26 protein-coding genes are annotated in these 26,067 nt (G+C 60.9%); 18 read left to right on the plus strand and 8 right to left on the minus strand.

The features are described 5' to 3' along the window. Positions 1–157: 157 nt before the first annotated feature. Positions 158–1,657, plus strand: a complete 1,500-nt coding sequence (locus CXQ93_RS03730; RefSeq protein WP_104109079.1) for a long-chain fatty acid--CoA ligase — start codon at positions 158–160, stop codon at positions 1,655–1,657. 91 nt (positions 1,658–1,748) lie between these two features. Here the strand turns inward: CXQ93_RS03730 and CXQ93_RS03735 are convergent, their stop codons facing one another. The 3 genes from CXQ93_RS03735 to CXQ93_RS03750 form a co-directional block, all read right to left on the minus strand. Beyond that, the gene (locus tag CXQ93_RS03735) at positions 1,749–2,387 is read right to left on the minus strand and encodes an SIMPL domain-containing protein (protein ID WP_104109080.1); all 639 of its coding nucleotides are present in this window, start codon (positions 2,385–2,387) and stop codon (positions 1,749–1,751) included. A gap of 2 nt (positions 2,388–2,389) precedes the next feature. Continuing rightward, positions 2,390–2,890, minus strand: a complete 501-nt coding sequence (locus CXQ93_RS03740) for a hypothetical protein (RefSeq protein ID WP_258068565.1) — start codon at positions 2,888–2,890, stop codon at positions 2,390–2,392. Positions 2,891–3,419: 529 nt separating this feature from the next. Beyond that, positions 3,420–4,010 carry a hypothetical protein gene (locus tag CXQ93_RS03750; protein ID WP_104109082.1) on the minus strand — a complete coding sequence of 197 codons (591 nt, stop codon included), beginning with the start codon at positions 4,008–4,010 and terminating at the stop codon, positions 3,420–3,422. A gap of 151 nt (positions 4,011–4,161) precedes the next feature. On the opposite strand from CXQ93_RS03750, the gene pheS reads away from it, so the two are divergent. From pheS to CXQ93_RS03805, 10 genes are all read left to right on the plus strand, one after another. Further along, positions 4,162–5,256 (plus strand): phenylalanine--tRNA ligase subunit alpha, encoded by a 1,095-nt coding sequence (gene pheS / locus CXQ93_RS03755; RefSeq protein ID WP_374953376.1) that lies wholly within the window; start codon positions 4,162–4,164, stop codon positions 5,254–5,256. Positions 5,257–5,260: 4 nt separating this feature from the next. Continuing rightward, complete coding sequence (pheT, locus tag CXQ93_RS03760) at positions 5,261–7,804, plus strand: phenylalanine--tRNA ligase subunit beta (protein WP_104109083.1); 2,544 nt, start codon at positions 5,261–5,263, stop codon at positions 7,802–7,804. A gap of 180 nt (positions 7,805–7,984) precedes the next feature. Then, complete coding sequence (locus CXQ93_RS03765; protein WP_104109084.1) at positions 7,985–8,455, plus strand: hypothetical protein; 471 nt, start codon at positions 7,985–7,987, stop codon at positions 8,453–8,455. Between the two features lie 283 nt (positions 8,456–8,738). Further along, the gene (locus CXQ93_RS03775; protein WP_104109086.1) at positions 8,739–9,281 is read left to right on the plus strand and encodes a CGNR zinc finger domain-containing protein; all 543 of its coding nucleotides are present in this window, start codon (positions 8,739–8,741) and stop codon (positions 9,279–9,281) included. Positions 9,282–9,310: 29 nt separating this feature from the next. Continuing rightward, positions 9,311–10,279: an alpha/beta fold hydrolase gene (locus tag CXQ93_RS03780; RefSeq protein ID WP_104109087.1), complete on the plus strand. Its 969-nt coding sequence runs from the start codon at positions 9,311–9,313 to the stop codon at positions 10,277–10,279. A 581-nt stretch (positions 10,280–10,860) separates the two neighbouring features. Further along, positions 10,861–11,274 (plus strand): hypothetical protein, encoded by a 414-nt coding sequence (locus CXQ93_RS03785; protein WP_104109088.1) that lies wholly within the window; start codon positions 10,861–10,863, stop codon positions 11,272–11,274. Next, positions 11,274–11,591: a transcriptional regulator gene (locus CXQ93_RS03790; RefSeq protein ID WP_104109089.1), complete on the plus strand. Its 318-nt coding sequence runs from the start codon at positions 11,274–11,276 to the stop codon at positions 11,589–11,591. The genes CXQ93_RS03785 and CXQ93_RS03790 overlap by 1 nt, the downstream gene beginning before the upstream one ends. Positions 11,592–12,005: 414 nt before the next feature. Beyond that, on the plus strand, positions 12,006–13,124 hold the full coding sequence (locus CXQ93_RS03795; protein ID WP_104109090.1) for a site-specific integrase: 1,119 nt from the start codon (positions 12,006–12,008) through the stop codon (positions 13,122–13,124). Beyond that, on the plus strand, positions 13,124–13,456 hold the full coding sequence (locus CXQ93_RS03800; protein ID WP_104109091.1) for a helix-turn-helix transcriptional regulator: 333 nt from the start codon (positions 13,124–13,126) through the stop codon (positions 13,454–13,456). Before CXQ93_RS03795 ends, CXQ93_RS03800 begins: the two co-directional genes overlap by 1 nt. Positions 13,457–13,848: 392 nt before the next feature. Further along, a complete protein-coding gene (locus CXQ93_RS03805; protein WP_146073152.1) occupies positions 13,849–14,979 on the plus strand; it encodes a phage integrase family protein in 1,131 nt (376 codons plus the stop codon). A gap of 18 nt (positions 14,980–14,997) precedes the next feature. Here CXQ93_RS03805 and CXQ93_RS03810 read toward each other — a convergent pair whose 3' ends face one another. Both CXQ93_RS03810 and CXQ93_RS03815 read right to left on the minus strand, forming a co-directional pair. Next, on the minus strand, positions 14,998–15,390 hold the full coding sequence (locus CXQ93_RS03810) for a VOC family protein (RefSeq protein WP_104109093.1): 393 nt from the start codon (positions 15,388–15,390) through the stop codon (positions 14,998–15,000). Positions 15,391–15,800: 410 nt separating this feature from the next. Then, a complete protein-coding gene (locus CXQ93_RS03815) occupies positions 15,801–16,556 on the minus strand; it encodes a phosphatase PAP2 family protein (RefSeq protein WP_245346487.1) in 756 nt (251 codons plus the stop codon). Positions 16,557–16,733: 177 nt separating this feature from the next. On the opposite strand from CXQ93_RS03815, the gene CXQ93_RS03820 reads away from it, so the two are divergent. From CXQ93_RS03820 to CXQ93_RS03835, 4 genes are all read left to right on the plus strand, one after another. Further along, complete coding sequence (locus CXQ93_RS03820; protein ID WP_104109094.1) at positions 16,734–17,051, plus strand: PadR family transcriptional regulator; 318 nt, start codon at positions 16,734–16,736, stop codon at positions 17,049–17,051. Continuing rightward, a complete protein-coding gene (locus CXQ93_RS03825) occupies positions 17,048–18,322 on the plus strand; it encodes an APC family permease (protein ID WP_104109095.1) in 1,275 nt (424 codons plus the stop codon). The genes CXQ93_RS03820 and CXQ93_RS03825 overlap by 4 nt, the downstream gene beginning before the upstream one ends. A 232-nt stretch (positions 18,323–18,554) precedes the next feature. After that, positions 18,555–19,022 carry a hypothetical protein gene (locus CXQ93_RS03830; protein ID WP_104109096.1) on the plus strand — a complete coding sequence of 156 codons (468 nt, stop codon included), beginning with the start codon at positions 18,555–18,557 and terminating at the stop codon, positions 19,020–19,022. Between the two features lies 1 nt (position 19,023). Further along, a complete protein-coding gene (locus CXQ93_RS03835; protein WP_104109097.1) occupies positions 19,024–19,224 on the plus strand; it encodes a helix-turn-helix transcriptional regulator in 201 nt (66 codons plus the stop codon). Positions 19,225–19,675: 451 nt separating this feature from the next. On the opposite strand, the gene CXQ93_RS03840 is transcribed toward CXQ93_RS03835, so the two are convergent. Next, complete coding sequence (locus CXQ93_RS03840) at positions 19,676–21,424, minus strand: L-aspartate oxidase (RefSeq protein WP_104109098.1); 1,749 nt, start codon at positions 21,422–21,424, stop codon at positions 19,676–19,678. A gap of 71 nt (positions 21,425–21,495) precedes the next feature. On the opposite strand from CXQ93_RS03840, the gene CXQ93_RS03845 reads away from it, so the two are divergent. The 3 genes from CXQ93_RS03845 to CXQ93_RS03855 all read left to right on the plus strand — a co-directional run bounded on the left by CXQ93_RS03845 (position 21,496) and on the right by CXQ93_RS03855 (position 24,504). Further along, entirely contained in the window at positions 21,496–22,437 is a 942-nt protein-coding gene (locus tag CXQ93_RS03845) for a LysR family transcriptional regulator (protein ID WP_104109099.1), read from the plus strand. 706 nt (positions 22,438–23,143) lie between these two features. Further along, positions 23,144–23,500 carry a GntR family transcriptional regulator gene (locus CXQ93_RS03850; RefSeq protein WP_104109100.1) on the plus strand — a complete coding sequence of 119 codons (357 nt, stop codon included), beginning with the start codon at positions 23,144–23,146 and terminating at the stop codon, positions 23,498–23,500. Next, a complete protein-coding gene (locus tag CXQ93_RS03855) occupies positions 23,497–24,504 on the plus strand; it encodes a DUF1648 domain-containing protein (RefSeq protein WP_104109101.1) in 1,008 nt (335 codons plus the stop codon). Before CXQ93_RS03850 ends, CXQ93_RS03855 begins: the two co-directional genes overlap by 4 nt. An 84-nt stretch (positions 24,505–24,588) precedes the next feature. On the opposite strand, the gene CXQ93_RS03860 is transcribed toward CXQ93_RS03855, so the two are convergent. Together CXQ93_RS03860 and ppk2 are read right to left on the minus strand one after the other, a co-directional pair. Beyond that, positions 24,589–25,053: a hypothetical protein gene (locus tag CXQ93_RS03860; RefSeq protein WP_146073153.1), complete on the minus strand. Its 465-nt coding sequence runs from the start codon at positions 25,051–25,053 to the stop codon at positions 24,589–24,591. 96 nt (positions 25,054–25,149) lie between these two features. After that, positions 25,150–26,034: a polyphosphate kinase 2 gene (gene ppk2 / locus CXQ93_RS03865; RefSeq protein WP_104109103.1), complete on the minus strand. Its 885-nt coding sequence runs from the start codon at positions 26,032–26,034 to the stop codon at positions 25,150–25,152. Between the last annotated feature and the right edge of the window lie 33 nt (positions 26,035–26,067).

The raw sequence follows: 26,067 nt of genomic DNA on the forward strand, positions 1-26,067 counted from the left end.
GGGAAATGGCTACCGGCCAGTAGCCGTGTGGTGTAAATCACGCCTTTGCAGGTTATGGTGGTGGCATGGGACGACGGCGTCTCCTGGTGTTTGATTCCCGCCATCATTGCCGATGATGGACTCTGGACCCAAGCATCTCCAGCATTAAAGGAGCACCATGACGAATCTGGCCTCAATTGTCCCCGCCTCCGCCGCAAGGAATCCGGGCGGGATTGTCATCAAACTCGATGACATAGAAATCACCTATGGCGCCCTAGAAGTGCTCAGTGCCAAGGTTGCGGCGTTGCTGGCCCAACGTGGTGTCAACCCGGGGGACCGGGTGGCACTAATTTCACCCAACCTGCCGCAGATGCCGCCCATTTATTACGGCATTCTGCGCTACGGGGCCATTGTAGTTCCTCTGAATCCGCTCTTGAAAGCCCGCGAAGTGGCCTATCACTTACAAGATTCCGGCGCCACGCTGGCCTTCGCGTGGGAAGGCGTCATGGCTGAAGTTGCCACTGGAGCCGCTGAGACCGGAACTGACATCATTCCCATTGACGCGAACTTCATGGCCCTAGTGACCCCGCTGGAGCCGATCCATGAAGTAGCTGACGCAGCCAAGGACGACACGGCCGTCATTCTGTACACCTCCGGGACCACGGGCAAGCCTAAGGGTGCCGAGCTCACCCATGAGAACCTGCGCAGCAACGCCGAAGTATCCGTCAGCCTTTTCAAGAGCCGCGACGGGGACGTGATATTCGGCGGACTGCCGTTCTTCCACATCTTTGGGCAGACCTGCGCGCTGAACTCGGCCGTCATGGCGGGGGCTGCTGTGACCCTGCTGCCCCGCTTCGATCCGGTCAAGGCACTGGAGATCATTCAGCGAGACAAGGTCACCATCTTTGAAGGTGTCCCCAGCATGTACATTGCACTGTTGCGTGCCCCCGGCCGGGAAAACTATGACCTGAGCAGTCTGAGGCTGGCGGCCTCCGGTGGCTCGGCTCTGCCAGTGGAAATCCTGCACGAATTCGAATCCACTTTCAAAGCCACCTTGCTGGAAGGCTACGGCTTGTCTGAGACCTCACCCGTGGTCAGCTTCAATCAGACCGACGGCGTTCGCAAGCCAGGTTCCGTGGGCACCGCGGTTACCGGAGCGCAACTGAGGGTCATCGATGACCAAGGAGCCGACGTCGAACCTGGCGCGGTGGGAGAAATTGCCGTGGCCGGCCCCTACGTCATGAAGGGGTATTGGAATAACCCCGAGGCGACAGCGGCCGCCATCCCTGACGGATGGTTCCGCACCGGGGATCTGGGACGCCGGGATGAGGACGGCGTGTTCTTCATTGTGGACCGGAAGAAGGACATGATCCTGCGCGGTGGCTACAACATCTACCCGCGCGAGATTGAGGAAGTTCTGTACGAACACCCAGCCGTGGCCGAGGCTGCCGTTCTTGGCAAGCCCGACGACGTCCACGGTGAGGAAGTGTGCGCCGTGGTCGCGCTGAAAGACGGTGCTGCTGGTGCCGAGAACCCCGAGGCGCTGGCCGCGGAGATTCAAGAGTTCGTCAAGGCGCGGGTGGCCGCCTACAAGTATCCGCGCAAGGTCATGATTGTTGACGCACTGCCCAAGGGTCCCACGGGTAAGATCCTCAAGCGAGAGATCAACGTTTCCTAGCGGTCACGAGCCGGCGCCGCCGCCGTCGACAGGCAGGTGAAGAGGGGCACTCGGGACGTTGCTGTCCCACCTCTCCACGGGATGGGACAGGCTAGTTCAGCAGCCACGTGGCCTGGACGGCCATCGTGACGTCGCTTTGTCCGGGTGCGATCTCCATGGCGCTGTCGCTCATCAAGGCGGCGCGGGCCATCATGGGGCGCGGCCCGCCCTGCGCCGCATTCACCTCGACGACGCCGGAGACTTCACCCAGGGTGCGGCCAGCCAGGCCAGCGTACAGTTCTGCGGCCCGGAGTGCATCGGCCCAGGCGGCGGTGCGTGCGGCGTCCTGCGCTTGTGACGGGTCGCTGACTACCGGGGTGAGCCCGTTGAGGCGGACGTTGTTGTTGCCGGTGTCCACGATGGCGGCGATGATTTCCTCCGAGCCCTTCCCATAGCCCAGCGGGACTGTCAGTGTGCTGGAGACGGTGTATCCGGTGACGATGGTGCCGGCCCCTTCCTGCCAACGGGTGTCGACGCGCACATCAAGTGAGGTAGAGCTGATCGAATTCTGGGCAACACCCTTGGCGAGCAAAGTGGCTGTCACGGCGTTGACCGCGGCACTGGCCTGTGAGTAGGCGTCCCGGACTGTTGGCTGTGACGCCTCAACGCCAATGTTGATATTGAAGAGGTCGGGTGCGGCCTGAGCACTGCCCTGCCCCGTGACGGTGATGGAGTGGCTGGTTTCGCTCATAGTTATGTCTCTTTCTGGCTCTGTCCGGCGGAAATAGCTGGTGGTTTAACAAACGCAAGACGTCGCAATTGGTTCCTCAGGGCCGGAAGCCTGGCGATGGTGGGCAGTTCGCGGTAGCCGCCCAAGGCCAGACCCGCGTTGCGTTCGAAGAAGTTGCGGCTGCCTGGATCCCCGGTGCGCCAGAGCGAGTAGGCGGCGCAGGCTCCATAGAGGGGAAAGAACGGTAAACCAAGGCACCACGCGTACTGGGTGGCGTGCCTGGATTCGTGGGCCAGCAGATCAGGGCGCGCATCAATGTGGACACGGTCTGTTCGGTAGAAGATCACGTTGCCCACGGTGAACGCGCCAGCTAGCGGCAGCCTAGGCTGGTAGTTGGTGCCAAAGATCAACCCGTGCGGGCCCTTCTCGACCCGGGTGTGCGTCAGCTTCGCCAGCAGCAACCCGGCCGCCGTCGAAAGATTGATGGCATTGGCTGCGGCGCGAAGGCGAACAGGGAAACTCACGAAGCGCTATCTGTCTGAGAAACTGTCCGGCTCTCTCTGAGGGTAAGTGCTTCTAATGCCTTGGCCGTGGCAGGTTTCAGGTGTTCACAGTTATCTAACGGCCATGTCACGTTGATGGCTTGGCTGTTGGCATTCACAAGCCACAATTCAGGCGGGACATCTGCATAGTCAAGACAGCTCCTAGCGCCGCCGCGCTCGCTGGGCACCGCCAGTGCCTCCAGAAGCGGGGAGTAGTCCCCGGATAGATGGTCCTCACTTACCGTTCCGGCCGCGAAGTCTGGCGTGCACCGGACCACATCGACAGGGACAAAGTCCTCCGGAACCCGCCCTTTGGACGGAGCGGTTGCCTGAGCGCCTGCCGGCGCTGGCAATGTCGTGGAACAGATGGCGGCGGGCTGAAGCGCCGCCGGCTCCGGCAAGTAAGTAGTGGAGCCTCCAAGAGAACTGCCACACCCAGCTAAAAGGATCACGGCGCCGGCCCATGCCGCTATCGGCAACGGGCCTAGAGACTTATTCATGTTCGCGGTCCTCATTTACTCGGCATCGGAGCTGGAATTACCTTGACATCGACAATCTTCAACGCGTCAATGGCCTTTTGGGTATCCGGCTTCCCAAGCGTCATGCCACAGGTGTCCGTGGGCCATGCAACCTGCACGGCATCCCCTGCGGCATTGACCAGCCACAGGCCCAGCCGCAATTCCATCATTGCCGCGCAAACCGTGTTGGTTTCACCCTTGTCGCTTGGTACAGCCAGCGCGGCCAGCAACGCTGTAAAGTCCCCGGCCAGTTCCTCCTGTTGAACCTGGCGGGCGGATACTCCGTCAACTGCGACTTCGGCCGGACGGCAGATGAACACCTTGTCAGGCACAAACCCGTCCGGTACGGATCCCATCAATGTCGACGGTGACTGCGGGGTCTCGGGACCGTTGGGCCAGCTGGCGTCCATCGAAAGCAGGCAGTCGACGCGTTGCTGCACCCCGGCCGGTGACGGGGTGTAGTGAGTTACCTTGCCCGTATAGATGGTGCACCCAGCCAGCACCAAAGACAGCATCAGCGCAATGCAGGCCAGCAGCGCCAGGCGGGAAGCCGGCGTCGTACTTCTGCTGCGAAGGGTGACCATGAGCGTTAGCGTAACAAGACAGCAGAGGCATTGGGTCGCGAAGCGGTAAAGACTTGGGTTCAAAGCAGGCAGGTACCGTCAACTAGAATGGTTGCGGCGGGAGGAGCTACCCCGCCGCTTACTCGCACACGAGCTTAGGTAAAAACTGTAGATGTCTGAGATGCCCCACATGACGGCAGAGATGCCTGAACCAACCAACGAACCCGCAACGGTCCCGGACCCGCTGGACGAAGTCGCCATTGGCGCAGCCGTCCAGGAAGCGCTCGCAGCCATTGACGCCGCAGCCACCCTGGACGAGCTGAAGACCGCGCGCCTGGCGCACACCGGTGAAAAGTCGCCGCTGAGCCTTGCCAACCGTGAAATCGGAGGTCTCGCCAAAGAGTTTAAGGCTGCCGCCGGAAAGCTCATGGGCGGTTCCCGTGGCCGCGTTGCCAAAGCGCTCGCAGCCCGCACCGAGGTGCTCGAAGCCGAGGATGCCGCGCGTATTCTCATCGAGGAGACCGTGGATGTCACGGCCGCTCCGCGCCGCCGTCGCGCCGGTGCCCGCCACCCGTTGTCCACCCTGCAAGACCGCGTGAGCGATATCTTCGTGGGCATGGGTTGGGAAATTGCTGAAGGCCCCGAGCTGGAATCTGAATGGTTCAACTTTGATGCCTTGAACTTCAAACCGGACCACCCGGCCCGTGAAATGCAGGACACGTTCTTCGTGGAGCCGCCCGAGGCGCACCTGCTCATGCGCACACACACCTCCCCGGTCCAGGTCCGTTCCATGCTGGAACGCGAACTGCCCATTTACGTGCTGTGCCCCGGCAAGGTGTTCCGCACCGACGAGCTGGACGCCACCCACACCCCGGTGTTCCACCAGTTCGAGGGCCTGGCCATTGACAAGAACTTGTCCATGGCGGATCTGCGCGGCACCTTGGAGCACTTTGCTCGCCTGATGTTTGGTGAAGAAGCCAGCATCCGCCTGCGCCCGAACTTCTTCCCGTTCACCGAGCCATCGGCCGAGCTGGACATCTGGCACCCCGGTGCCAAGGGTGGCCCGCGCTGGATCGAGTGGGGCGGCTGCGGCATGGTCAACCCGAACGTGCTCCGCGCTGCCGGGATTGACCCGGAGGAGTACTCCGGATTTGCCTTCGGTATGGGCATTGAACGCACTCTCATGTTCCGCAATGAAGTGGGAGACATGCACGACATGATTGAGGGCGACGTACGATTCAGCGAACACTTTGGGATGGAGATCTAAGTAAGTGCGTATTCCACTGACTTGGCTGCGCGAGTACGCGCAGGTACCGGCTGAAGCAACAGCCGAAGACGTAATGACTGACCTGGTTAAGGTCGGTTTTGAAGAAGAAGACGTGCACCGCCCGCTCGATGAAATCAGCGGCCCCATTGTGGTGGGCCAGGTTTTGTCGAAGGAGCCGGAGGCACAGACCAACGGCAAAACCATCAACTGGTGCACCGTCCGCGTAGTGCCCGAAGGTGCCACCCAGACCCTGGATATTGACGGCATTGACCCCACAGGCGTGCAGGGCATTGTCTGCGGTGCGCACAACTTCGAGGTGGGGGACAAGGTTGTTGTCACCCTGCCCGGCGCCGTGCTGCCTGGAGACTTCCGCATCACCCCGCGGAAGACTTACGGTCACGTTTCCGCCGGCATGATCGCCTCCGTGCGTGAGCTCGGCATAGGAGACGACCATGACGGCATCCTGGTGCTCTCCACTCTGGGTCTTGACCCGGAACTGGGCACCGACGCCCTTGCCCTTTTGGGCCTGGACGATGAAGCCGCCGAAATCAACGTCACCCCGGACCGCGGCTACGCGTTCAGTATCCGTGGCGTGGCCCGCGAATACGCACACGCAACAGACAGTGTGTTCACGGATCCGGCGTCGCTGGTTTCGGTGACTGCCTCCACCGGTGAGGGACACGCCGTCGTCCTTGCCGACGAGGCTCCCATATACGGGATCCCGGGCTGCGACCGTTTTGTGGCACGCACCGTGAGTGGAATTAACACGGCTTTGCCAACTCCGCCGTGGATGTCCTCGCGCCTGCGCCTGGCCGGGATCCGTTCCATTTCCCTGCCCGTGGATATCTCCAACTACGTCATGTTGGAACTGGGGCAGCCGCTGCACTTCTACGATGCTGGCAAGCTCGACGGCGCCATCACGGTTCGACGTGCCGCCGCTGGTGAGACGCTGAAGACCCTGGACGGCAAGGTCCGCAAGCTCGACGCCGAGGACCTACTGATCACCGATGGCTCCGGTCCCATTGGCGTTGCCGGTGTTATGGGCGGGGCCTCCACCGAGGTCACCTCTGCTACCAGCACGGTGCTGATTGAGGCTGCGCACTTCGAAGAAGTCTCCATTGCCCGATCACGCCGCCGTCACAAGCTGCCGTCCGAGGCGTCCAAGCGCTTTGAGCGTGGTGTGGATCCGTTGGTGGCTGACATTGCCGCCCAGCGCGCCGTCAACCTGTTGGTTGAGCTCGCTGGTGGCACTGAAGAAACCACTGCCACCGATGTGTTCACCGTGGTGGCTTCAGCTCCCGTCTTCCTGCCCTCCGGCTACACCTCGGCCCGCATCGGCATCGAGTTCACGCAGGCCCAAATCATAGGTTCGCTGACTGATCTCGGAGCGGACGTGGAAAAGGTCGACGGCGGATATTCCGTCACAGCCCCTTCTTGGCGCCACGATTTGCTCACCAAGGAAGACCTGACGGAGGAAGTAGCCCGCTTGGTGGGCTTCGATCTGATCCCGTCCAGCCTTCCCACGGCACCTCCCGGACGCGGCTACTCGCGCAAGCAGCAGCAGCGCCGCCGCGTAGTTCAGGCACTGGCGGATTCCGGTTTGACCGAGATCATGGCTTACCCGTTCGTGTCTAAGGCGTCCAATGACGCCTTTGGCGTGGCCGAAGCCGGAGCCCCGCGCACTGCCGTGAAGCTGGCCAACCCGCTCAGCGAGGAATTCGGCTTCCTGCGCACCTCCGTGCTTCCGGGCTTGATTGAGATTGCCAAGCGCAACCACTCACGCGGTTTCCACGATCTGGCGCTGTTCGAATCCGGAATTGTCTTCCTGCCCTCGGACACTCTGGGCACGGCATCGATCCCGCCGCTCGGAGTGAAGCCCTCGGATGAGGTCCTCGATGCCCTCTACGACGGTATTCCCTACCAGCCGCTCACCATGGCTGCCGTGTTCACGGGCAAGGATTCACCGGCAGCCCCGTCCCACGCACCCCGTGCCTGGGACTGGGCCGACGCCATTGACGCCGCCCGTTTGGTAGCCGATGTGGTTGGTGTGGAACTGATCATCTCGCAGGGCTCGCACCAAGCCTTCCACCCGGGCCGCGCTGCCCAATTGACACTGCGGAGCGGTGAAGTTGTTGGCTACGCCGGCGAGCTTCACCCGAAGCTGTTGAGCGAGCTGAACATGCCTGCCCGCTCGGTAGCCATGGAAATCAACGCCGAGAAGGTCTTTGCCGCAGCGGCCGACATCATCGTGGCCAAGCCCATCTCCACCTTCCCGGTGGCCACACAGGATGTTGCTTTGGTTGTTCCGGCAGAGGTTGCTGCCGCGACAGTGCTGGAGACGCTGCGTGAAGGCGCCGGTGAATTGCTCGAAGACGTGGCGCTCTTCGACGAATACCAGGGCACTGGCATTCCCGAAGGCCGCAAGTCGCTGGCCTTCGGCCTGCGCTTCCGCGCCGCTGACAGGACCCTGACCTCCGATGAAGCATCGGCAGCCCGGGCATCCGCCGTGGAGCTTGCAGCAGAACGGTTCGGCGCCACCCAGCGCTGATCCCCACCCGCTCCCCAGCCTCGTACCTCGGTCGGGGCCCCTCGCGGGCGTGGGCCCATCCACCCGACTCCCAGCCTCGGCCGGGGCCCTCGCGGGCGTGGGCCCGAGAAGTGACCCGCAGCTAACGCCGTTAACTGCGGGTCATCTTCTTTAAAATGAGGTACCGGATCATAATGGGGCATGGCATCAATTCGCGTCCGGCACCGGTACACGATCCTAGCCGCCATGGCCGTCTGTGCTTCAGCGGCATTGACGGGGTGTGCATCCAGCACGCCCGTGGCAGGAAGCCCGCCGTCACAATCGCCCGAGTCCGGTGACCCAGGGGAGTGGAAGCTTCTTGCCCCGGATCAGGTCACCCCGGAGAGCACTACGCTTCAGCTCGGTGTCTCCCGGGCGAGCTGTGCCGGAGGCGTGACGGGTGAGGTGCTGATCCCGCAGCTGACTTATGAGGCCGGCAGGATTACCATCAGGACGGACGTTGCGCCGTTGCCTGATGGTGCCTACACATGCCAAAGCAATGACTTCGTTCCCATCACAGTGGAATTGCAGGAGGCTGTGGGTAGCAGGGAACTCTTCGATGCCCTCTGCCTTGATAGCAATAGGGCGGGCCATTCGTATTGCATGGACGGCGGGGTGCGCTGGGCTCCGTGAATCTTGAACTGGAGCCGACGCGCAGGATGGGGCGCCCACGGTCAAGCCCTGCTACCAATCTCCTTACTCACTATCGTGCTCGTGCTGTTGGTGGGGCTGGTGCACTCAACTCGGCGGGTTCCGCAGCCGGCAGTGCATTTCATGTAGTTCACCTGCCCCTGAGACGTTGAGTGGCTCGATTCAAGTTCCCACACGTGGTGGAGCTCTGACGAGATAGTGGTGGACGTGAGGTCTTTGAGCGACGTTGATGGGGTCATGCATTTCACTATGCTGTAATGGTCTTATGCAACTCAACCCTTACGGCGAATATGCGGTCCTGCTCGCTGGATCGCTCGCCAATGACTTCCCTGCGGACCGTACCGGCATTTTCGAGCGGACACGTGAGTTCGGTATGACCATGAGTTTCACACAAATGCAGGATGATCATGCCTTGGTCCGCCGGGTGATCGATGACTGGCTGGATGTGGTCGACGCCCCTGATCACGGCGCACGGGCATCCTTGCTCAACGCTCACATGGCCGCCGCGAGTGCCTACCCTCGCCTGACAGACCACAATGGTGAAGGTTGGCACCTGCACTACCGGGATGAGAGCCAGACCTTGCCGCACGTTTTGCGTGCGGTGATCAGCGTGGGGACGGCCCTGCATCTGAGCACCCGAGGCATGAATCGACTGTCGCGATGCGCGGCTGGGCAGGCGCCAGGGGATCCGTGTACCGCTGTGGTCGTTGATGTAACTCGCAATGGGCGTCAGCAATATTGTTCAGTGCGCTGCAATAACCGCGCTGCGGTCCGTCGGCACCGAGCCCGCGCCGGGTCTTCCGCTTGAGTTGGGACCGTGCAGCTTAGTGTGGGGAGATGACTGAAGAAAACCTGCCCAGCGAGTGCGGTTGGCTGCCTCGCGACAACGCCAAGATTTATTGGGAGTCCAGTGGAAACCTCGACGGCGTCCCTGTCCTCTATCTGCACGGTGGGCCCGGTGGATCCCTAGGTAAGGGCGGATACCGCAAGCGCCACGATGCGGCACAGTTCCGTACCATCGGCATCGACCAACGTGGTTGCGGAAACAGCACGCCCACCGTTCAAGACGATCTGGTTCATTTGGCGGACAACACCACGGCGACGCTGATCCAAGACATTGAAGCTGTGCGTGCGCATCTGGGCATCGAGCAGTGGATTGTGACAGGTATTTCTTGGGGAAGTACCCTCGCCCTGGCCTATGCGCTGGAACATCCTGACCGCGTCCTTGGCATTGCACTCATGGCCGTCACCACCACGAACCGTGATGAGGTGGATTGGATTACCGAGGGTGTGGGCCGGATTTTCCCGGAGGCCTGGGATGAGTTCGCTGCAGCTTCGGGAGCGCTGCCGGGGGAGCGGGTGGTGGAGGCTTATGCGCGCAGGCTTGCTGGCGCCGATCGTGAGGACGCTCGGCTAGCTGCGATGGACTGGGATCGATGGGAGGCGTGGCACATTTCGTTTAGCTCTTACTGGGAGCCGGGGCCCATGTTCAATGACGAACGGTTGCGCATGACCTTCGCGCTTTTGGTGACGCACTATTGGTCGAACGACGCATTTCTTACTGGCGATAAGGAGATCATTCCTCGAATCCATCAACTCAACGGGATTCCGGGTTATCTCATTCATGGCCGACGCGACGTCAGCGGACCCGCCATCACCCCGTGGAAACTTCACCAACAGTGGAGCACCAGCAAGCTAACAATTGTGGAGGATGAGGGTCATGGCGGCCCACATTCCGTCGCTGCGCTCATCGCCGCCGTCGAAGAAATAAAGAGCGGCCTCGGGGAAACGGCATCGCGAAGCTGACGTCCGGCTGCGGTTCGCGCTGCTGCTAGGGCTCGTGTAATCGGTTTCTCCGGACAATAGTCAATACGCCGCAGCACGTATAGGGTCCAAGTCTGCCTCTCACTAACTAAATGCTCTGACCTGCGGTGATACTCAGTCCTAGATGACCGTAATTCCCCGTTTCGTGTCACTTTTCTACGGCACACATCGTCGTCCATGAGAATGGCGGCTCAAGATTTCCAGCGAGACGACCAATCTGCTTGGAATCAGGAGAGCACTAGCGAGGGTTGGGCTGGCATTGTCAGAGCCAATTCAATGGGCTCATGTGGGCCTGACTTCCTGTCCCGTATATCGCCGAATAACACCGGGCTTTTTCGCGGGCAGGTATACGGGGGAATCTGATGCCTCGGAAACACGCAGTCTCGCAAAATGCCAGAGTCGTCTGCTCAAGTTGCCGTGAAGGACCGGCTAACTGGACGGTTGAGCATCGATCTCGAGGCCACAGTTGAGTTGGGTGGTTCAACGTCTTTGTGCCGGACCGGCTTACGAGGCAATCGAGTGTTACGTCTAGGCATGCGCTTTATATCCTGTAAACTACTTTCATGACTAAACCAATAGGAGCTGCCAATTCTCTCAATGCCGTCGACCTGGCACAGCAGCGCGCGCACGCCGACGTGCGCTGGTTCCCTTGGGCATGCATCCTCATGGGCCTGCTAGTCATCCCCGGAGGACTTGTTGTTCCTTGGGACTGGCCTATGCGGCTCTATGTGTTTGGCTCGACTCTTGCCCTCATGTTCATCGTCACTTGGTTGATGGGAAGAAGGCGAGCCATGCCACGTGGAGGCAAGAACGCCCTGAACGTATCAGTCGGCTGCTGGTTAGTTCTCAACGCGGCCATCGGTGCAGTCGGTGGCGACATTGAAAGCCTCGGACTTGGCCTAGTGTTCTCCACTGTGGCATCGGCACCATTTTTCATCACGGCCGCAAAATTCCATTCAGGCGCGAAGGCCAGTTAATGTCTCATGCGCGATTTGAGTTAGATGCTCTCATTCATTCACCGGTGCGCTTTTCAATCATGGGCTACCTGCGGTCCGTTGATGAGTGTGAATTCAACATCTTGCGTGATGCCGTGGATCTATCCGACTCCAGCCTTTCCCAGAACCTCACCCGACTGGCAGAGGCGGGCTTTGTGACGATCGAAAAACGCCAATCGGGCCGCAAGGTAAGAACCTGGATCGCCAGCACCGAAGACGGCGATCAGGCACTCGAAAGCAACTTGGTTATCCTCCGTGACATAGCGGGCGCAGCACTCGAGAAACATTCAAGGCCTTAGACCCGGCATATGTTCAGGTGCAACTCCAATTCCTACCCTTGAATGAGCGATCAACCCATGGGATTCTGTCCCGGTTAGCGTTCCCCTGTGGAAGCCTGGTGATACATATTTCAACAACAAACTGCACGCCATTGGCACTTGCCTCAACGAGGCCTTAGCGCACGATTTTTTCCATTTTTCTGTTCTGATCGCAATTTCATCTAATGCTCTATTGCGATCAGTTGTATTAGTCCAGGGTTTGGCGGCATTTATGCAGGTCAGGGCTGTACTTCAGGTCTGGAGTCCTGCTGGTGAGTGTCTCGGTTCGGACTCTGCGTGGCGGTGGAAGGCCTTCTGACCTGCACTCTTGCAATCAGATTGCATCTGATGAAAGATATGTTCATCGGATGTAAGTGGTGGAGGGGGTGGTTTTGGATGGTTGGGAACAGCTTTGCACCGGGGACTGTGGGTTTGCATTTGATCGGTGATCTGCCTTTGTTGCGGCCAGAGGAGCAGGTTTTCACGGCCATGTTGGATGGCTGGCGTAACCAGCAGTTGGCCCGCAATCTGGCGTTCTCCACGATCGAGGGCCGTGAGAAGGCGGTGCGGGCGTTTGTCCTCCATGCCGACGCTTTCCCGTGGGTCTGGACGCCGCAGATGGTTGATGAGTGGATGGGCGATTTGCGGTCGGTCCGGAACCTGCACCACTCCACGCTGCGGACCTACCAGGGGACCATTCGCGCTTTCTGCGGGTTCGTGACCGACCCGGGCTATGGTTGGGCAGCCATCTGCCAGGATCGCTTCGGCACCCACCCGGTACAGGTGATCCACGAGTGGAACGCGGCTGTGCATGTTCAGGAGGCAGAGGCGGGCCCGATCAAGCGTGCTTTCACCCGTGATGAGCTGCAGGCGTTCTTTGACTATGCCGATGAACAGGTCGGACAGGTGCGCGGGCGTGGACGCAAGGGCTGGCTGCCGGCGTTCCGTGACGCGATGCTCTTCAAGACTGCCTACGCCTTCGGGCTGCGCCGCAAAGAGGCGCGGATGCTTGATGTTGTGGACTTTGGCCGCAACCCTAGGGGTCCGGAGTTCGGGGACTACGGTGTCCTCTACGTCCGCCACGGCAAGGCCATGAAGGGATCCCCACCCAAGCGCCGCAGTGTGTTGACGGTCTTTGACTGGTCGGCAGAGATCTTGCAGCAGTGGAATGAAGAGGTCCGTCCCTTGTTCTCCACGGCCGGTTCCGGGGCACTGTGGCCGTCAGAACGTTCCCCACGGGTCGGATTTACCCAGATGAATACCCGCTTCAGTACCTATCGGGACAGTCTTGGCCTAGATAGGGGTCTGGATTTCCATTCCTTTCGGCGCTCCTACGTCACGCACCTGATCGAGGACGGCTGGGATGCGAGGTTCGTTCAGGAACAAGTCGGACACGAACACGCTTCCACGACCTCGATCTACACCTGTGTCTCTTCCGACTTCCGCACCAGAACGCTCCGTCGTGCCCTGGACACCACGCTTACTGCTGCCCTTCAGCTGGAAAGGAAACCTTAATGAAACGCCAGGTAAGTTACCAATGGAGGCTGCGGGAAGTCATGGCCACCCGGGGAATTTTCAACGCCACCGATCTATCCCCGTTACTATTCCGGCGCGGCATTGAGCTGTCCTCGGTGCAGGTCTGGCGGCTGGTCGCCCAGGTCCCGGAACGGCTCTCCCTGCCAGTTCTTGCCGCGCTTTGCGACATCTTAGACGTGACACCTACAGACCTGATCGCCACCAGGGCAGAGGCCGTGACCCCGCGCCGCACCGCCGACGGTGGTGCCGAGATCGTGGACCTCGCCACCACTATCAGGCCCAAGCGTGCCAGGATCACCCCCGAACGGTGAGTCCTTCCTACGACAGCCGTGAAAAGTATGAACGATGGCATGTACGCACGTGTGCTCGCTGCGGCCGACAGGCTGCCAAAGCGGCGAACTGGTCAGATGGGCCAATCTGTCGGAACTGCCTGGATAAGGCCACCCGCACCTACGGTTCCTGCCCCAGCTGCGGTACGGAGCGTCTGTTGCCGGGCCGGGACAGCACTGGCCACCCGGTTTGCCGGGATTGTGCAGGAATTACCCGCGATTTCTTCTGCGATCGTTGCCGCTTTGAAGGACGTTTGCTCGGTGGAAGGCTGTGCGAACGCTGCACCCTCACCGACCGCCTGCGGTCAGTGCTCGATGACGGGACCGGCCGGATTCATCCACAGTTGATCCCGCTGTTTGATCAATTGCGGACCATGCCGAAGCCAGTCTTGGGACTGAGCTGGCTCCAAAGCGCCCAACCCAACACGATGCTCAGAGATCTTGCCGCCGGACGACTCACCCTGACCCATGAAGCGTTCCAGCACCTACCCAATTGGAGAACTGCTGCCTACCTACGCGATCTGCTCATGCAAAGCGGTGTCTTGCCCCTCAAAGACAGACAACTCCTCCTCTTTGAACGATGGCTGGAGACCCACCTGGGTGCCGTGGCTAATCCCGAACACGCCAAGCTGCTGCACCGTTTCGCCACCTGGCACCAACTGCGCAAACTACGGGCCAAAGCAGCCAAAGCCCCTTTGTGCGATTCGACAACCCGGGAAGCCCACGAGCAACAGATCCAGGCTTTAGCGTTCCTGACCTGGCTCAACCACCGCGGCACCGCCGTCAACGACACCCGGCAAGCTGATCTAGACGCTTGGCAAAGCGAGAACTACTTCACGCGCCGGGCATCCCACGCATTCCTGACCTGGTGCATGAACACCGGCAATATGCCCGCCCTAACCATCCATTTCCGCCAGGCGGAGCGCCAGGCGCCGATGAGTCAACACCACAGAATCCGCGCCATTCAACGACTTCTCACCGAGGAGAGCATCCCGCTGCACGCCAGAATCGCGGGCCTGCTGGTCCTGCTCTACGCCCAACCGGCAACACGCATCGTCAGGCTCACGATCAGCGACATAATCGTCAACGACGGCACCACGACAATCTGTTTTGGCGATCCGCCGACACCGGTACCCGACCCGGTGGCCCGGCTCCTGCAGGACTACCTGACGAACCGCATCAACCTGGACGCGGCAACCAATCCCGGATCCCACTGGCTCTTCCCGGGACAACGCGCCGGTCAACCCATTCACCCGGTCACCCTCCGGGCCTTCCTGCGCAAACAAGGCATCCCACCCCAACGCGGACGAACCTCCGCACTACGACACTTGGTGCTCCAAGTCCCAGCCCCCGTGCTGGCCTTGGCGCTCGGCTACCACCACACCAGCACCACCAGAATCGCCGCAGAAGCCGGATCACCCTGGGCCGGCTACGCACCAGGGACCCACGACACACCAACCGCAGCCGTGGCCCCGACACAGCACGAAAAATGGCCACTTGAATGATGGCCGCTACCCGTACCCCTACTTGGGTAAGAAGAATTCCAGCGCGATGCCGTCTGGGTCCTTGAAGTTCAGTGCCGTGCCATACGGGGCTTCGATGAGACCGCTGTGGGCTACGCCGAGACTATCCAGATGCGCGGCCCATTCGATGAGTTCCGCTGGGCTGGCTACGGAAAACCCGACATGGTCCAGGCCCGGATTGTGTTCATCGAAGCGGCCCCCGCCGGAAGCTGTTCGATGCTCTGTCAGTCCCAGTGACGCCCCTCCACCGAGATCGAATTTACGTCGGATAAACGGGCCATCGAGCATCGTACCCGAGGGCTCTGTACCCCACAGACGGGAGTAAAAAGCGACGCTGACCTCAACGTCAGTCACGGTGAGAGCAAGATGGTCAATGGCGGGCAACGCAGGCATCAGAACTCCTAAAGGGGAAGGTTGGCACGTAGTAGGGAAGTCGGGCACGAGCCTGCCAAAGTGTAGATCCACATCGTCTCACAGGCCTACGGATGCAGATTTCATCCCGGCGGTCACAACTCCCCACAACGCACGCTTACCTGCGTCTGATCCACGCCACAGCCACCGCACGCCGGCGACCTGTTTAGCCGTCGGCCTTTGAAGAGGCACAAGTATCCAAGGAGCACGGGATTTATGCTCTGTCGCCTGAACCATCATTACCGTACGCGCCGATCTTATGAGTCGAATGCCTCACTTCATCTACGGCGGCCCGTGGGCCCTGGCAGCACTTTGCCAGCGTCGGATTCTTCGGTCAGGACGACCCGAGCTATTTCTCAGATGGACGCGCGCGTCTGGATATCCGAAGGAGGTCAGCGCGGCGCGGGCACGGGCCCAAACCGTTGCAGTATCCGAACCCGGGCAAGGATCGCCATCGCGTATCGGTTCCACACCCCCGTGAAGAACAAGACAGCGGCGGAGGCGGCAATAACGGAGGCCAGTACGTCTGTGGGGTAATGCACCCCGATATACAGTCGCGAGAGGCCGACCACCACCACCATGAAGATTCCGAATACCACGGCCAGCTTTTCCCGCCCGGTGCCCCAGGCCAGATAGTACAAGGCGAAAGCCAAGGCAACAGCGAGGCAGACATGACCGCTGGGGAAACTATCAGAAGCAGATTCCGGTGCCAATGGATTAGCCAAGAGGGCCGGGTCGGGGCGATGGCGTCCCACAATGACCTTGAAGATCTGGCAAGAAAGCCACCCCACAGCGGCGACCGCTCCGAACGCAATCGCGTTCACCGGGGCCCGGCGCACGAGTAACAGGAACAGACAAACCACGGCCACCAAGATCACCCCTCCCAGGGGTCCGAACACCGTATTCAAGGCAAGAGCCACCGTGTTCAGGAAGCCGTCATGGTGGGCGCTAATGTTTTGATCCACCACCAGTTCCGCGGGCGTGTACCCGGGAATGAATTTGGCACTGAATCCCAGCGCCAAGACGAAGACAGCCATCACCGCCGGCCAGAGCACCCAGGACCCCATCTGCGGCAGGTGGGCCATGCGCATGCGTGCCTGGGCCAGCGGATCGGCTGGCGGCTCGGGGGGAGGCTGTTCAGAGGTCATGGGTGGTCTCGTTTCTAGTTCAGTGGATGTCCGCAAAGTTCCGGGATGATCCTAGCGGGCGATTTGGAGTGTTTGCCGAGAATTCTTCCTGTAAGAACAACCCGGATGAAAGTAGTGCAGTATCCTTGACTTAGGATATCAACTTCCGATATCCATCTACGATACTTGGGGATGCTAATGCGTGAATTGATGCGTGCGGCGGTTCGGCTGCATATCTTGCACCATGCCGCCGAGGAAGACATCCACGGGGCCTGGATGTCGGCGGAACTGGCGAATCACGGATACACCATTTCCCCTGGAACCCTGTACCCGACGCTGCACCGGATGGAGGACGAGGGCTTGCTGCTCTCCCGACCAGAAGTGGTCGACGGGCGCCCGCGCCGGGTCTACCGGGCCACGGAGGCCGGCTTGAACGCACTGGATGAGGGCCGCCGGTCCATTGCCGAACTTGCCGCCGAAGTCCTCCCCAAACCTCCAGAAAGAGAACACCCATGAGCAACCCCCAAGCCCTGGCTCGCCGGCTGGGCACTTTCGACGCCGTCGTGATCGGCCTCGGATCCATGATCGGGGCCGGAGTGTTCGCAGCCTTCACCCCGGCCGCGGCCGCGGCCGGTTCTGGCCTGCTGATCGGGCTCGTCGTTGCGGCCGTAGTGGCCTTTTGCAACGCGACGTCTTCCGCGCAACTCGCAGCGATCTATCCGACCTCGGGCGGGACATACATCTACGGCCGCGAACGTCTGGGGCCCTGGTCCGGCTTTCTGGCCGGGTGGGGATTCGTGATCGGCAAGACCGCCAGTGCAGCAGCCATGGCGATGACGTTTGCCGCCTATGCCGCCCCAGCCGGCTGGGAACGGCCGGTGGCGATCGCCGCCGTCGTGCTATTAGCAACAGTCAACTACCACGGAGTTACACGGACCGCGGGGCTGACACGGATCCTGATCATTGGCGTCATCGTAGCCCTGGCCATAGCCGTTGCCGCCAGTTGGGGCGGCTCATCACCAGATCCAGGGAAAATGCTGGGGGACGGGTTACTGGCACACGGCTGGTACGGGATCCTACAGTCCGCCGGGCTGTTGTTCTTCGCGTTTGCCGGCTACGCGCGCATCGCAACGATGGGCGAGGAGGTCCGCAACCCCAAGCGCACCATCCCACGCGCGATCGGGATCGCCCTGGCCATCACAGTCGTCATCTACGCCATCATCGCGGTGACGCTCCTGGCAACCATCGGACCCGAGGGAGTGTCCGGGAACCCCACACCCCTGGCAGCGGCCGTCGCGAACGGGTCCTGGGCCTGGGCTGCACCCATCGTCCGCGTGGGTGCGGCAGTGGCCGCACTCGGGGCGTTGCTGGCCCTCATTGCCGGGCTTGGCCGGACCAGCCTGGCCATGGCCCGCGAGCACGACCTACCGCACTGGCTAGCCGCCGTCCACCCCCGCTACAAAGTCCCGCACCGGGCCGAAGCCGCCCTAGCCGTGGTGATCTGCGCAGTCATAGCCGTCGCAGACCTGCGCGGCGCGATCGGATTCTCCTCCTTCGGCGTGCTCATCTACTACCTAGTAGCCAACATCGCCGCCTTCACCCAGCCCACCACGGACCGCCGCTACCCCAAAGCCCTCCAAGTGATCGGCGCACTGGCCTGCGTGGTCCTCATCGCAACCCTTCCGGCACTGTCGGTAGGGCTGGGCATCCTCATGTTCGCCGCCGGCATCATCCTGCGCCTCATCAGGCTGCGCAAAAACCATCACCCAAACATCCAAGCCCCCTGAGAACGCCCAACGGCGCGGAGCCCGGCAACCAAGCGGCGTCCCAGGCAGGTCCCGATTAAGAACCAACCAAACCAAACCCCGCAAAACACCAACGAATACAGACCACTTGAATAACGGTCCCTACCAGTACGGCGACCCCATTTAGGAGGACAAGGCACATTCTTGACATTGATCATTATGTAAAGCACACTCGACATGTAAAGTGAGCTATACATTCTCAGAGGAGCCGGCCATGACGATCCAGCAGACACGCACAAAGTGGGGACGCACAAAATTTGGAACCGGGCGCACACCAGCTATGGCGATAGCTCTTCCGTGTGGCCTTGTCCTTGGCGCACCGGGAGGTTGGTTGTCCGTACTCGTCGGCATCACAGATTCGAATCCCATAGTCGGGTTCCTAGTTTTTTCCTTATGCCTCACCATGCCAGCACTCGCACTTGTCTATGCCGTTATCGTAGACAAAAACACGCTCGAAGGTGCAGCTGAACAGCCCGATGACTCGATTGAAGCCAAGTGGTACGACAAGGCCTCGTCAAGCTCCTTTACTGACCTCATTTTGGTTCTCGGAGCCGCCTCAATAGCTCTTGCATTCTTACCAACAAACGTCTCTGTTGACCTGAAGCTTGTCCTTCCCGCAGTCCTCGCAGTCTGCTTCACATCCTTCGGCGTCCGGTACCTAATGCTGCGATGCAAAGGCTGACGTGAAGAACTTGGTCAACGAATCGCGACTACGACTCGCATGGTCACAACAGCGGCTAGCTGACGAATTGGGAGTTTCGCGGCAAACCATCATCTCTATCGAACGCGGGAGGTTCGACCCGTCACTGCCCTTGGCCTTCCGGATATCAGCGGTCTTCAACAGCACAATCGAGGAACTGTTCTTTCCCGATAACCAGCCTTAGACACAACAGATCAGTGTCCGGGTAGTTTAGGGAAGATGCCCGGGTGAATAACACCCTATGTTCTGCAGGTTGGCAAAGCCCTGCGAAAGACAGCCATTTTCGATACGAGTCAGACCTTGAACCTTGGGGAACGTCGAAGCTGTCCCGCAGGAGGTTCCCCTTCGGGCATGGGGAGCGCGGTGCAAACGTCTTCCGAAATTCTGCGCAGAGCACTTCTGAAAAACAGACGAGTGAACACGACTCCTGGCATTTGTGCACTCGCCTTCTGAAAATGAAAGTTTTGAAAATTTCAGAGGTCGTCTGCACACGCTCCGATGACGGACCCGATACGGACATGGCGGAGCTGTGCAGGCCTGTACTGAAATCTGTGCAGACGATTTCGGAAAATGACACTGGCGCAGCTGAATGGCCCAAGGCCCTGAAGTTGCCCAGGCGCCCAGAATCATGCGTTCTATTCGACGAGTTTGCCGGCGACGGAGTCGTCGGCGTTGGCCTGTGCCAGGGCACGGAAGGAGTCAGGAGCCGGGGCCAGCGCTTCGAAGCTGACCCCCTCGGCTGGAGACCAGACGAAGTTGCCCTGCAGGGCGGGATCCGTCGCAGGGAAATCCGCACGGTTGTGAGCCCCTCGGGTCTCCCGGCGTTCGAGCGCACACTCCAACGTGGCTCGTGCGGCCAGCAGGGAGCCCAGCAGGTCGAAGGCGTGGGCCAAGTCATCGAACCCGGCGATGTCTGGATGAGCAGTGACGTGCTGAGCTCGGTCCTCCAGAGCGGCCAGCTTGTCCAGCCCCTCCTGCAGCCCCTGCCCGGTGCGCACCACACCGGCATGGTCGGTCATGAGGTTGCGCAGCTCGCGCTGTAGCCGCCGCACTGACTCGGTCCCGTTGTCGTTCAGCAGTGACTGCATTTCGGTGCGGGCCAGTCCGACGGCGGCGGGATCCCGGCGGACTTCGGTGCGGGAGGTTACGTACCCGGCGACGTGCTCTCCGGTGATGCGCCCATAGACGAGCAGTTCAATCAGCGAATTGCCACCCAACCGGTTGGCGCCGTGCAGGCCCGAGGAGGCCTCTCCGATCGCGTATAGTCCGGCTACTCCCGTGCCATGGTCTTCTGGTGCTACCCAGACCCCGCCCATCGAGTAGTGAGCGGTGGGGGCGATCTCCATTTTGGTCGTAGTGATGTCCAGCATCTGCAGATCGATCAGCGTGCGGTAGACCCGCGGCAGCTTCTCCAGGATGGTTTCGCGAGGCAGGTGGGAGACATCCAGGTAGACGCCGCCCTTCTTGGTTCCGCGGCCCTCGGCCACTTCAGTGAATGCGGCAAGGGCAACGCGGTCCCGGGTGGAGAGCTCCATGCGCTCGGGATCATAGCGTTCCATGAAGCGTTCACCGAGCGCGTTGGTGAGGATGCCGCCCTCCCCGCGTGCGGCTTCGGAGACGAGGGTGCCGGCGGCGTCGTCGGGCTCTAACAGGCCCGAGGGGTGGAATTGGACCAGTTCCGCGTCGCGTATCCGAGCACCAGCCAGAGCTGCCAGCCGGAAGGAGTCCCCGGTGTTCTCGTCACGGCGGGAGGAGGTGTGGCGCCAGATGCGGGTGTGCCCGCCTGCGGCCAGGATGACCGCGTCAGCGTGGATATGCACGGGGGTGCCGTCCACGATGTCGAAGCCGTAGGCGCCGAAGATCGTACCGTCGGCGACGAGGAGGCGGGTGATGTAGACGGTGTCGATGATCGGTACATTCAGCTCGGCTGCCCGGCGCATGAGGGTGCGCTGGATCTCCAGACCGGTGTAGTCCCCGGCGTAGGCAGTGCGGCGATACTTGTGGGCGCCGAAGAAGCGCTGGGAGATGCGTCCGTCCTTCTCCCGCGCGAACGGCATCCCCCATTGTTCGAGGTCCTCGATGCCGCGGGCAGCGTTGCGCGCCACGGTTTCGACGATGGCTGGGTCGGCCAGGAGATAGGACTCGCGCAGGGTGTCGGCGGCGTGCTGTTGCCAGCTGTCCTCGGGGTCCATGGTCCCCAGTGCGGCGTTGATGCCGCCGGCTGCAAGGGTGGTGTGGGCGTCGTGCTTGCGGCGCTTGCCCACCGCCAGCACCTGAACGCCCCGTTCAGCGAGTTCGATCGAGGCGCGCAGCCCGGCGCCACCGGTGCCGATGACCAGCACTGAAGTGGACAAGAGACGTTCAGAAGTGTGGTGAAGGTTCATGTTTACAACGGTAGGCTGGTGCGCGCTATGTTTCCAATGAGTTTTTTGATTCAACATCATGCGTTTATGCTATGAGAATGAAGTTAGACCAGTTGCGTTCCTTTGAGGCGCTCGCTCGAGTGGGGCATTTCACACGCGCGGCCGAGCTACTGTATCTCGCCCAACCGTCTCTGAGCCGTCAGATCGCCGCACTTGAGGCCGATCTCGGCGCAGACCTATTTCACCGCGGACCGTCAGGGGCGACTCTGACAGATGCGGGAGAGCTACTCCTGCCCATCGCCCGGCGCATGCTCGGTGACGAGCGGACCGCCCGGGAACAGATGGACGAGCTCGCAGGGCTGCGCCGCGGACGCGTTCGGCTCGGCGCCCCGCCCACCCTGTGCGTCTCGCTGGTTGCCGATGTGCTAGCCGCCTTCCGCAGTGCTCATCCCGGGGTGGAGCTGCACGTCACGGAGGGTGGTTCACGTTTCCTGGTGGATGCCCTCAACGAAAGCGCGCTGGATCTTGCTTTGGTGGTCACCCGTGGAGTGGACCCCACTGCGCCCGGCACGGAGCTGATCCCGCTACTTTCCGAGGAGCTGGTGGTCGTTTCTGCTGCCGGATCGGCGACGCTGGAAGAACTCACGCTGGAAGAGCTGGCACACATTCCGCAGGTGGCATTCAACCGCAGCTACGACCTGCGCGTCGCCACCGATGCCGCATTCTCCGCCAGCGGACTCACCCCGACGATCGCCGTCGAGGGCGCCGAGATGGACGCCGTGCTGCGATTCGTCGAACGAGGACTGGGCGTGGCCGTGGTGCCGGCCATGGTGGTCATCGACCGCCCCGCTCTTCACAGCGCACGCCTGGTGAACCCCTCGCTGACGCGGACCGTCAATCTGGCCCGACGCAACAACGTCGAACCCTCAGCAGCCGCAGCCGCAATGCAGCAGTTCATCTTCGACACCGTGGACCGGCTCGCGGCACCGGGTACCGACCTTGCGCGTCTGGTCACGGCAACGCCACGTAACTGAAAGAAGCCAGCTCAATCCGACGGACGGCCACGAAAGCACGCTCATCGAACCCCGTAGATACTGGCCGCTACGGCACTCGGCAAAACCTAAGCGTTGGATGATTTACTTTTTTACCCCCGTCTAGGCGCCAGTTTCTTCAAAAGCCCCATTATTGTCCGTCTCACAGTCACGAATCCCGGTGGCCCGGAGTGTTCAAGGTTGTTGAATGAGGGCGCGTACGCGCGTGAGGAATAGTTCTCTTAGTTCGTCGTTGGGAGCCACGGAACTGAAGACAACTGTGAGCATCGCAGTGGTGTCCAATCGCAGAAGTGGCCATGCCGGGGTTTCCGTAGCGACGGTACCTCCCTCATTGACGTAGCCTCGTCGGAAATCGGCGTAGTTCAACCCCCAGTAATCCGGAGGACTGGAGCGTATCCAGCAAGTCGAACGTGTTGCCGCCGGGGATGGTGACAACGTCCGTGCGACGGAGGTCGCCAAGTTTGGCGGGAAGCGTGTCCCGCTGAGCCCTTACGCACAAAAAATCCCAACCCGGCAAGCCAGAGCCTTGCTACCAACGACTGTCAGGCCATCGTCGGGTCACATGAAATCCTGACTGGTGACACGCTGGTGACATCAAATCCGGGCTAGTGACACGAAGCTCCGGACCCTACAGTAGACAATCTCAACCAGCTTGAAGCGTTCGCATTGTTCTACTAGTATTGCAAACATGTTATTTCGTGTTGACGCGGCCTCGACAGTCTCGTTGGCTGATCAGATAGCGGTTCAGGTGCGCGCCGGTGTGGTCGATGGAAGTCTGGTGCCGGGTGAGCGCCTGCCACCGGCCCGTGACTTGGCCACTGCCTTGCACATCAATATGCACACAGTGCTGCGGTCCTACAAACAGTTGCGCGATGAAGGCATCATCGAAATGCGCCAAGGACGCGGTGCGTTTGTGTCCTTAGACGCCGGTCCCGGATTGCTTCGCCTCACGGAAATGGCACAACAATTATTGGCTGAAGCGCGGAAACTGGGGATGACCCAGCAGGACCTTGTGCGCATTATTGGGGGAGTTGCAAAAGCATGACTGAAGTACAGCAAAGGACCAGCGTCACCCGGCGCATCGCCGCCGGAATGGCGGGACTGCTACCGCTGGGCGTCGTTGCCGCCACGTGGCTAACATGGCACGACAGGCTGCCGGCAGAACTGGCCTCGCACTGGTCCGGAACCGGCGAACCCGATGGCTTCACCTCCACCGGGGCCGCACTCACTCTTGGTTTGCTCCTGACGGGAATCCCGGCAGTAATCGGCATCATCGCAGCATTCATTCCCAGCCTGCGCCCCGCCTTGTTGCGTGGCATCGTCGGATTCGCTGGCATGGTGTCCGGCATGGGCGCCGGCACATGGCTCATCTCGGCTGGCCTGACACTGCAAGCCGGCAGCGCCGAGCAGGCAGTTCTCGGGTGGTGGCTCGCCGCGCTCATGGCCTCATTCCTCTTCGGAGCCTTGCCCTACTTCATCGCACCGAAACCGAAATTCACCACCACCATGCACCAGACACGGATCCAACTTGGGGCCAACGAATCTGGGGCCTGGTCCAAGACCATCACCTCAAAAGTGCTGCTTTGCTTGCCGGTTGTGCTGCTCGCCGTAACCGCAATCATGTTCATCCCCGCCTTCACAGACGGCGAGTTGTCCACCTTCTGGATGGGCGGCGGCACCATGCTGCTGAGCACCGTGATCGTGGCACTCATCGCCCACATGCAAGTAACCGTCGACTGGCGCGGCCTGCGCATTGTCTCCACTCTGGGCCGCATCCCGCTCAAACGCATCCGTCTCGAGGACATTGCCGCCGTCGAGGTGACCGAATTGCGTCCCTCGGAGTGGGGTGGTTGGGGCTACCGGGTCATGCCGGGACGTTCGGCGCTCATTATGGGCGCCGGCCCCGGCCTCATCGTCACCACCACAGGGCAGAAGCAGTTTGCCGTGACGGTTGCGGATCCTGAGACAGCCGCCAGCCTCCTGCTCGCCTTGCGTGACCGGACGGACGACGGCGGCACTCGCCACGCCGGATCCGCCCAGACCGTCTAGGCACAGCTGGGGTGACGGGCCGGTCGGGAGCGGACATGGTTCGCAGCCGGCCCGAAGGTTCTTCTCGAAGCGGGAAAAGAGGGGCTAGTCGCGGTTTTCCCGCCGCGCCTGACGCTGCAGGCCACGCAACGTTGTTGGGGGAGCTGCACACTCCACACGCCACACCGTGACGGCACAACTAGTAACAGTCAGTAGGGCAATGGTTGAGAGTAACCACATCGGAAAACCGCCAATGTCACCTGCTGCTCCTGCAGGGCTCCCGAAGGACATCAACATGCCACTTGTTACGAGCGCACATACTGCCGTGAAGATACTTGCTATGGACAGCCAACGAAAGGCCCGGTTTCGCTTGAGCAAGCCTTGGGGTGCCCCCGCTATGAGGGCCAAGGGAGTTGCTAGGGCGAAAATAGCTGCCGCGATGAAGGCGGGCACGTACATAGCATCTGTGAGAGGCAAAAAGATGCCGCAGAAACCAGCCATCACAGCGAAGCCAACCGGGATCGCTTGGCGCCCGGACTTCTGTGATTTATCGACCCAATCCAATTCCATGTGAACCCCCAGGTTCCGCGCGCATCGCAGCATGCACCTTGTCAAATGACGGATGCATGCACAGCATAACCCAAGCGTCATGCTGCGCCGGGGAAGCTAGAACTCCTCGCCCTCGCCCACAACATCAGAGGCAGGGCCCACAATGTGAGGGTCAGGCATACCCACGAGTTCGTGGTCCTTGCCCGTGTAGTCAAACAAACTCAGCACGTGACGCATGGCTTCCAGGCGAGCGCGCTTTTTGTCGTTGGACTTCACCACGGTCCACGGGGCATGGCGGGTATCGGTGCGCTTGAACATGCGCTCCTTGGCTGAGGTATATGAATCCCATTTGTCCAGGGACGCCAAGTCCATGGGGGAAAGCTTCCACTGCCGCACCGGGTCAACCTGGCGAATAATGAAACGGGTCCGCTGCTCGGCCTGTGTGACTGAAAACCAAAACTTGATCACAGTCATGCCATCATTGACCAACATGCGCTCAAACAACGGCGCCTGACGGATGAATTCGTCATACTGCGCCTTGGTGCAAAATCCCATGACGCGCTCCACACCTGTCCGGTTATACCAAGACCGATCAAACAGGACCATTTCCCCGGCGCTGGGCAGGTGCGCAACATACCGCTGGAAGTACCACTGAGTGGACTCCCTGTTGCTGGGCTTCTCCAGCGCCACTACGCGGGTCCCACGAGGGTTGAGGTGTTCAGTGAAACGCTTAATGGTGCCACCCTTGCCAGCCGCATCGCGGCCTTCGAACAAGATCACCACCCGGCGCCCGCTAGCCTTGATCCATTGCTGTAATTTCAACAGTTCAATTTGCAACAACCGCTTTTGAGCGTCGTAGACGTCCCGTTCCATCCGGGATTCATAGGGGTAGCCGTCGCGCCAAGTATCCACCGGGGATCCGTCGGGGGCTAACAACACGGGATCGTCGTCGTCGTTGTCAATAACGGTAAAACCGGTAAAATCCGGAGCGGGTTCAGTCATGGCTCGATTCTAAGTGAGCAGGCAAGACGCAAG

Source organism: Arthrobacter sp. N199823, assembly GCF_002929705.1.
Classification (GTDB): domain Bacteria; phylum Actinomycetota; class Actinomycetes; order Actinomycetales; family Micrococcaceae; genus Specibacter.

What these genes read in the sequence shown, in the direction of transcription:
- CXQ93_RS03790 (WP_104109089.1), top strand. Translation starts at nt 11,274, where the DNA reads ATGTCTCATGCGCGATTTGAGTTAGATGCTCTCATTCATTCACCGGTG.
- CXQ93_RS03800 (WP_104109091.1), top strand. Translation starts at nt 13,124, where the DNA reads ATGAAACGCCAGGTAAGTTACCAATGGAGGCTGCGGGAAGTCATGGCC.
- CXQ93_RS03780 (WP_104109087.1), top strand. Translation starts at nt 9,311, where the DNA reads ATGACTGAAGAAAACCTGCCCAGCGAGTGCGGTTGGCTGCCTCGCGAC.
- CXQ93_RS03830 (WP_104109096.1), top strand. Translation starts at nt 18,555, where the DNA reads ATGACGATCCAGCAGACACGCACAAAGTGGGGACGCACAAAATTTGGA.
- CXQ93_RS03735 (WP_104109080.1), bottom strand. Translation starts at nt 2,387, where the DNA reads ATGAGCGAAACCAGCCACTCCATCACCGTCACGGGGCAGGGCAGTGCT.
- CXQ93_RS03730 (WP_104109079.1), top strand. Translation starts at nt 158, where the DNA reads ATGACGAATCTGGCCTCAATTGTCCCCGCCTCCGCCGCAAGGAATCCG.
- CXQ93_RS03810 (WP_104109093.1), bottom strand. Translation starts at nt 15,390, where the DNA reads ATGCCTGCGTTGCCCGCCATTGACCATCTTGCTCTCACCGTGACTGAC.
- CXQ93_RS03805 (WP_146073152.1), top strand. Translation starts at nt 13,849, where the DNA reads ATGCCGAAGCCAGTCTTGGGACTGAGCTGGCTCCAAAGCGCCCAACCC.
- CXQ93_RS03765 (WP_104109084.1), top strand. Translation starts at nt 7,985, where the DNA reads ATGGCATCAATTCGCGTCCGGCACCGGTACACGATCCTAGCCGCCATG.
- pheS (WP_374953376.1), top strand. Translation starts at nt 4,162, where the DNA reads ATGTCTGAGATGCCCCACATGACGGCAGAGATGCCTGAACCAACCAAC.
- CXQ93_RS03860 (WP_146073153.1), bottom strand. Translation starts at nt 25,053, where the DNA reads ATGGAATTGGATTGGGTCGATAAATCACAGAAGTCCGGGCGCCAAGCG.
- CXQ93_RS03785 (WP_104109088.1), top strand. Translation starts at nt 10,861, where the DNA reads ATGACTAAACCAATAGGAGCTGCCAATTCTCTCAATGCCGTCGACCTG.
- CXQ93_RS03815 (WP_245346487.1), bottom strand. Translation starts at nt 16,556, where the DNA reads ATGACCTCTGAACAGCCTCCCCCCGAGCCGCCAGCCGATCCGCTGGCC.
- CXQ93_RS03750 (WP_104109082.1), bottom strand. Translation starts at nt 4,010, where the DNA reads ATGGTCACCCTTCGCAGCAGAAGTACGACGCCGGCTTCCCGCCTGGCG.
- CXQ93_RS03855 (WP_104109101.1), top strand. Translation starts at nt 23,497, where the DNA reads ATGACTGAAGTACAGCAAAGGACCAGCGTCACCCGGCGCATCGCCGCC.
- CXQ93_RS03820 (WP_104109094.1), top strand. Translation starts at nt 16,734, where the DNA reads ATGCGTGAATTGATGCGTGCGGCGGTTCGGCTGCATATCTTGCACCAT.
- CXQ93_RS03850 (WP_104109100.1), top strand. Translation starts at nt 23,144, where the DNA reads ATGTTATTTCGTGTTGACGCGGCCTCGACAGTCTCGTTGGCTGATCAG.
- CXQ93_RS03795 (WP_104109090.1), top strand. Translation starts at nt 12,006, where the DNA reads ATGGTTGGGAACAGCTTTGCACCGGGGACTGTGGGTTTGCATTTGATC.
- CXQ93_RS03825 (WP_104109095.1), top strand. Translation starts at nt 17,048, where the DNA reads ATGAGCAACCCCCAAGCCCTGGCTCGCCGGCTGGGCACTTTCGACGCC.
- ppk2 (WP_104109103.1), bottom strand. Translation starts at nt 26,034, where the DNA reads ATGACTGAACCCGCTCCGGATTTTACCGGTTTTACCGTTATTGACAAC.
- CXQ93_RS03840 (WP_104109098.1), bottom strand. Translation starts at nt 21,424, where the DNA reads ATGAACCTTCACCACACTTCTGAACGTCTCTTGTCCACTTCAGTGCTG.
- CXQ93_RS03845 (WP_104109099.1), top strand. Translation starts at nt 21,496, where the DNA reads ATGAGAATGAAGTTAGACCAGTTGCGTTCCTTTGAGGCGCTCGCTCGA.
- CXQ93_RS03775 (WP_104109086.1), top strand. Translation starts at nt 8,739, where the DNA reads ATGCAACTCAACCCTTACGGCGAATATGCGGTCCTGCTCGCTGGATCG.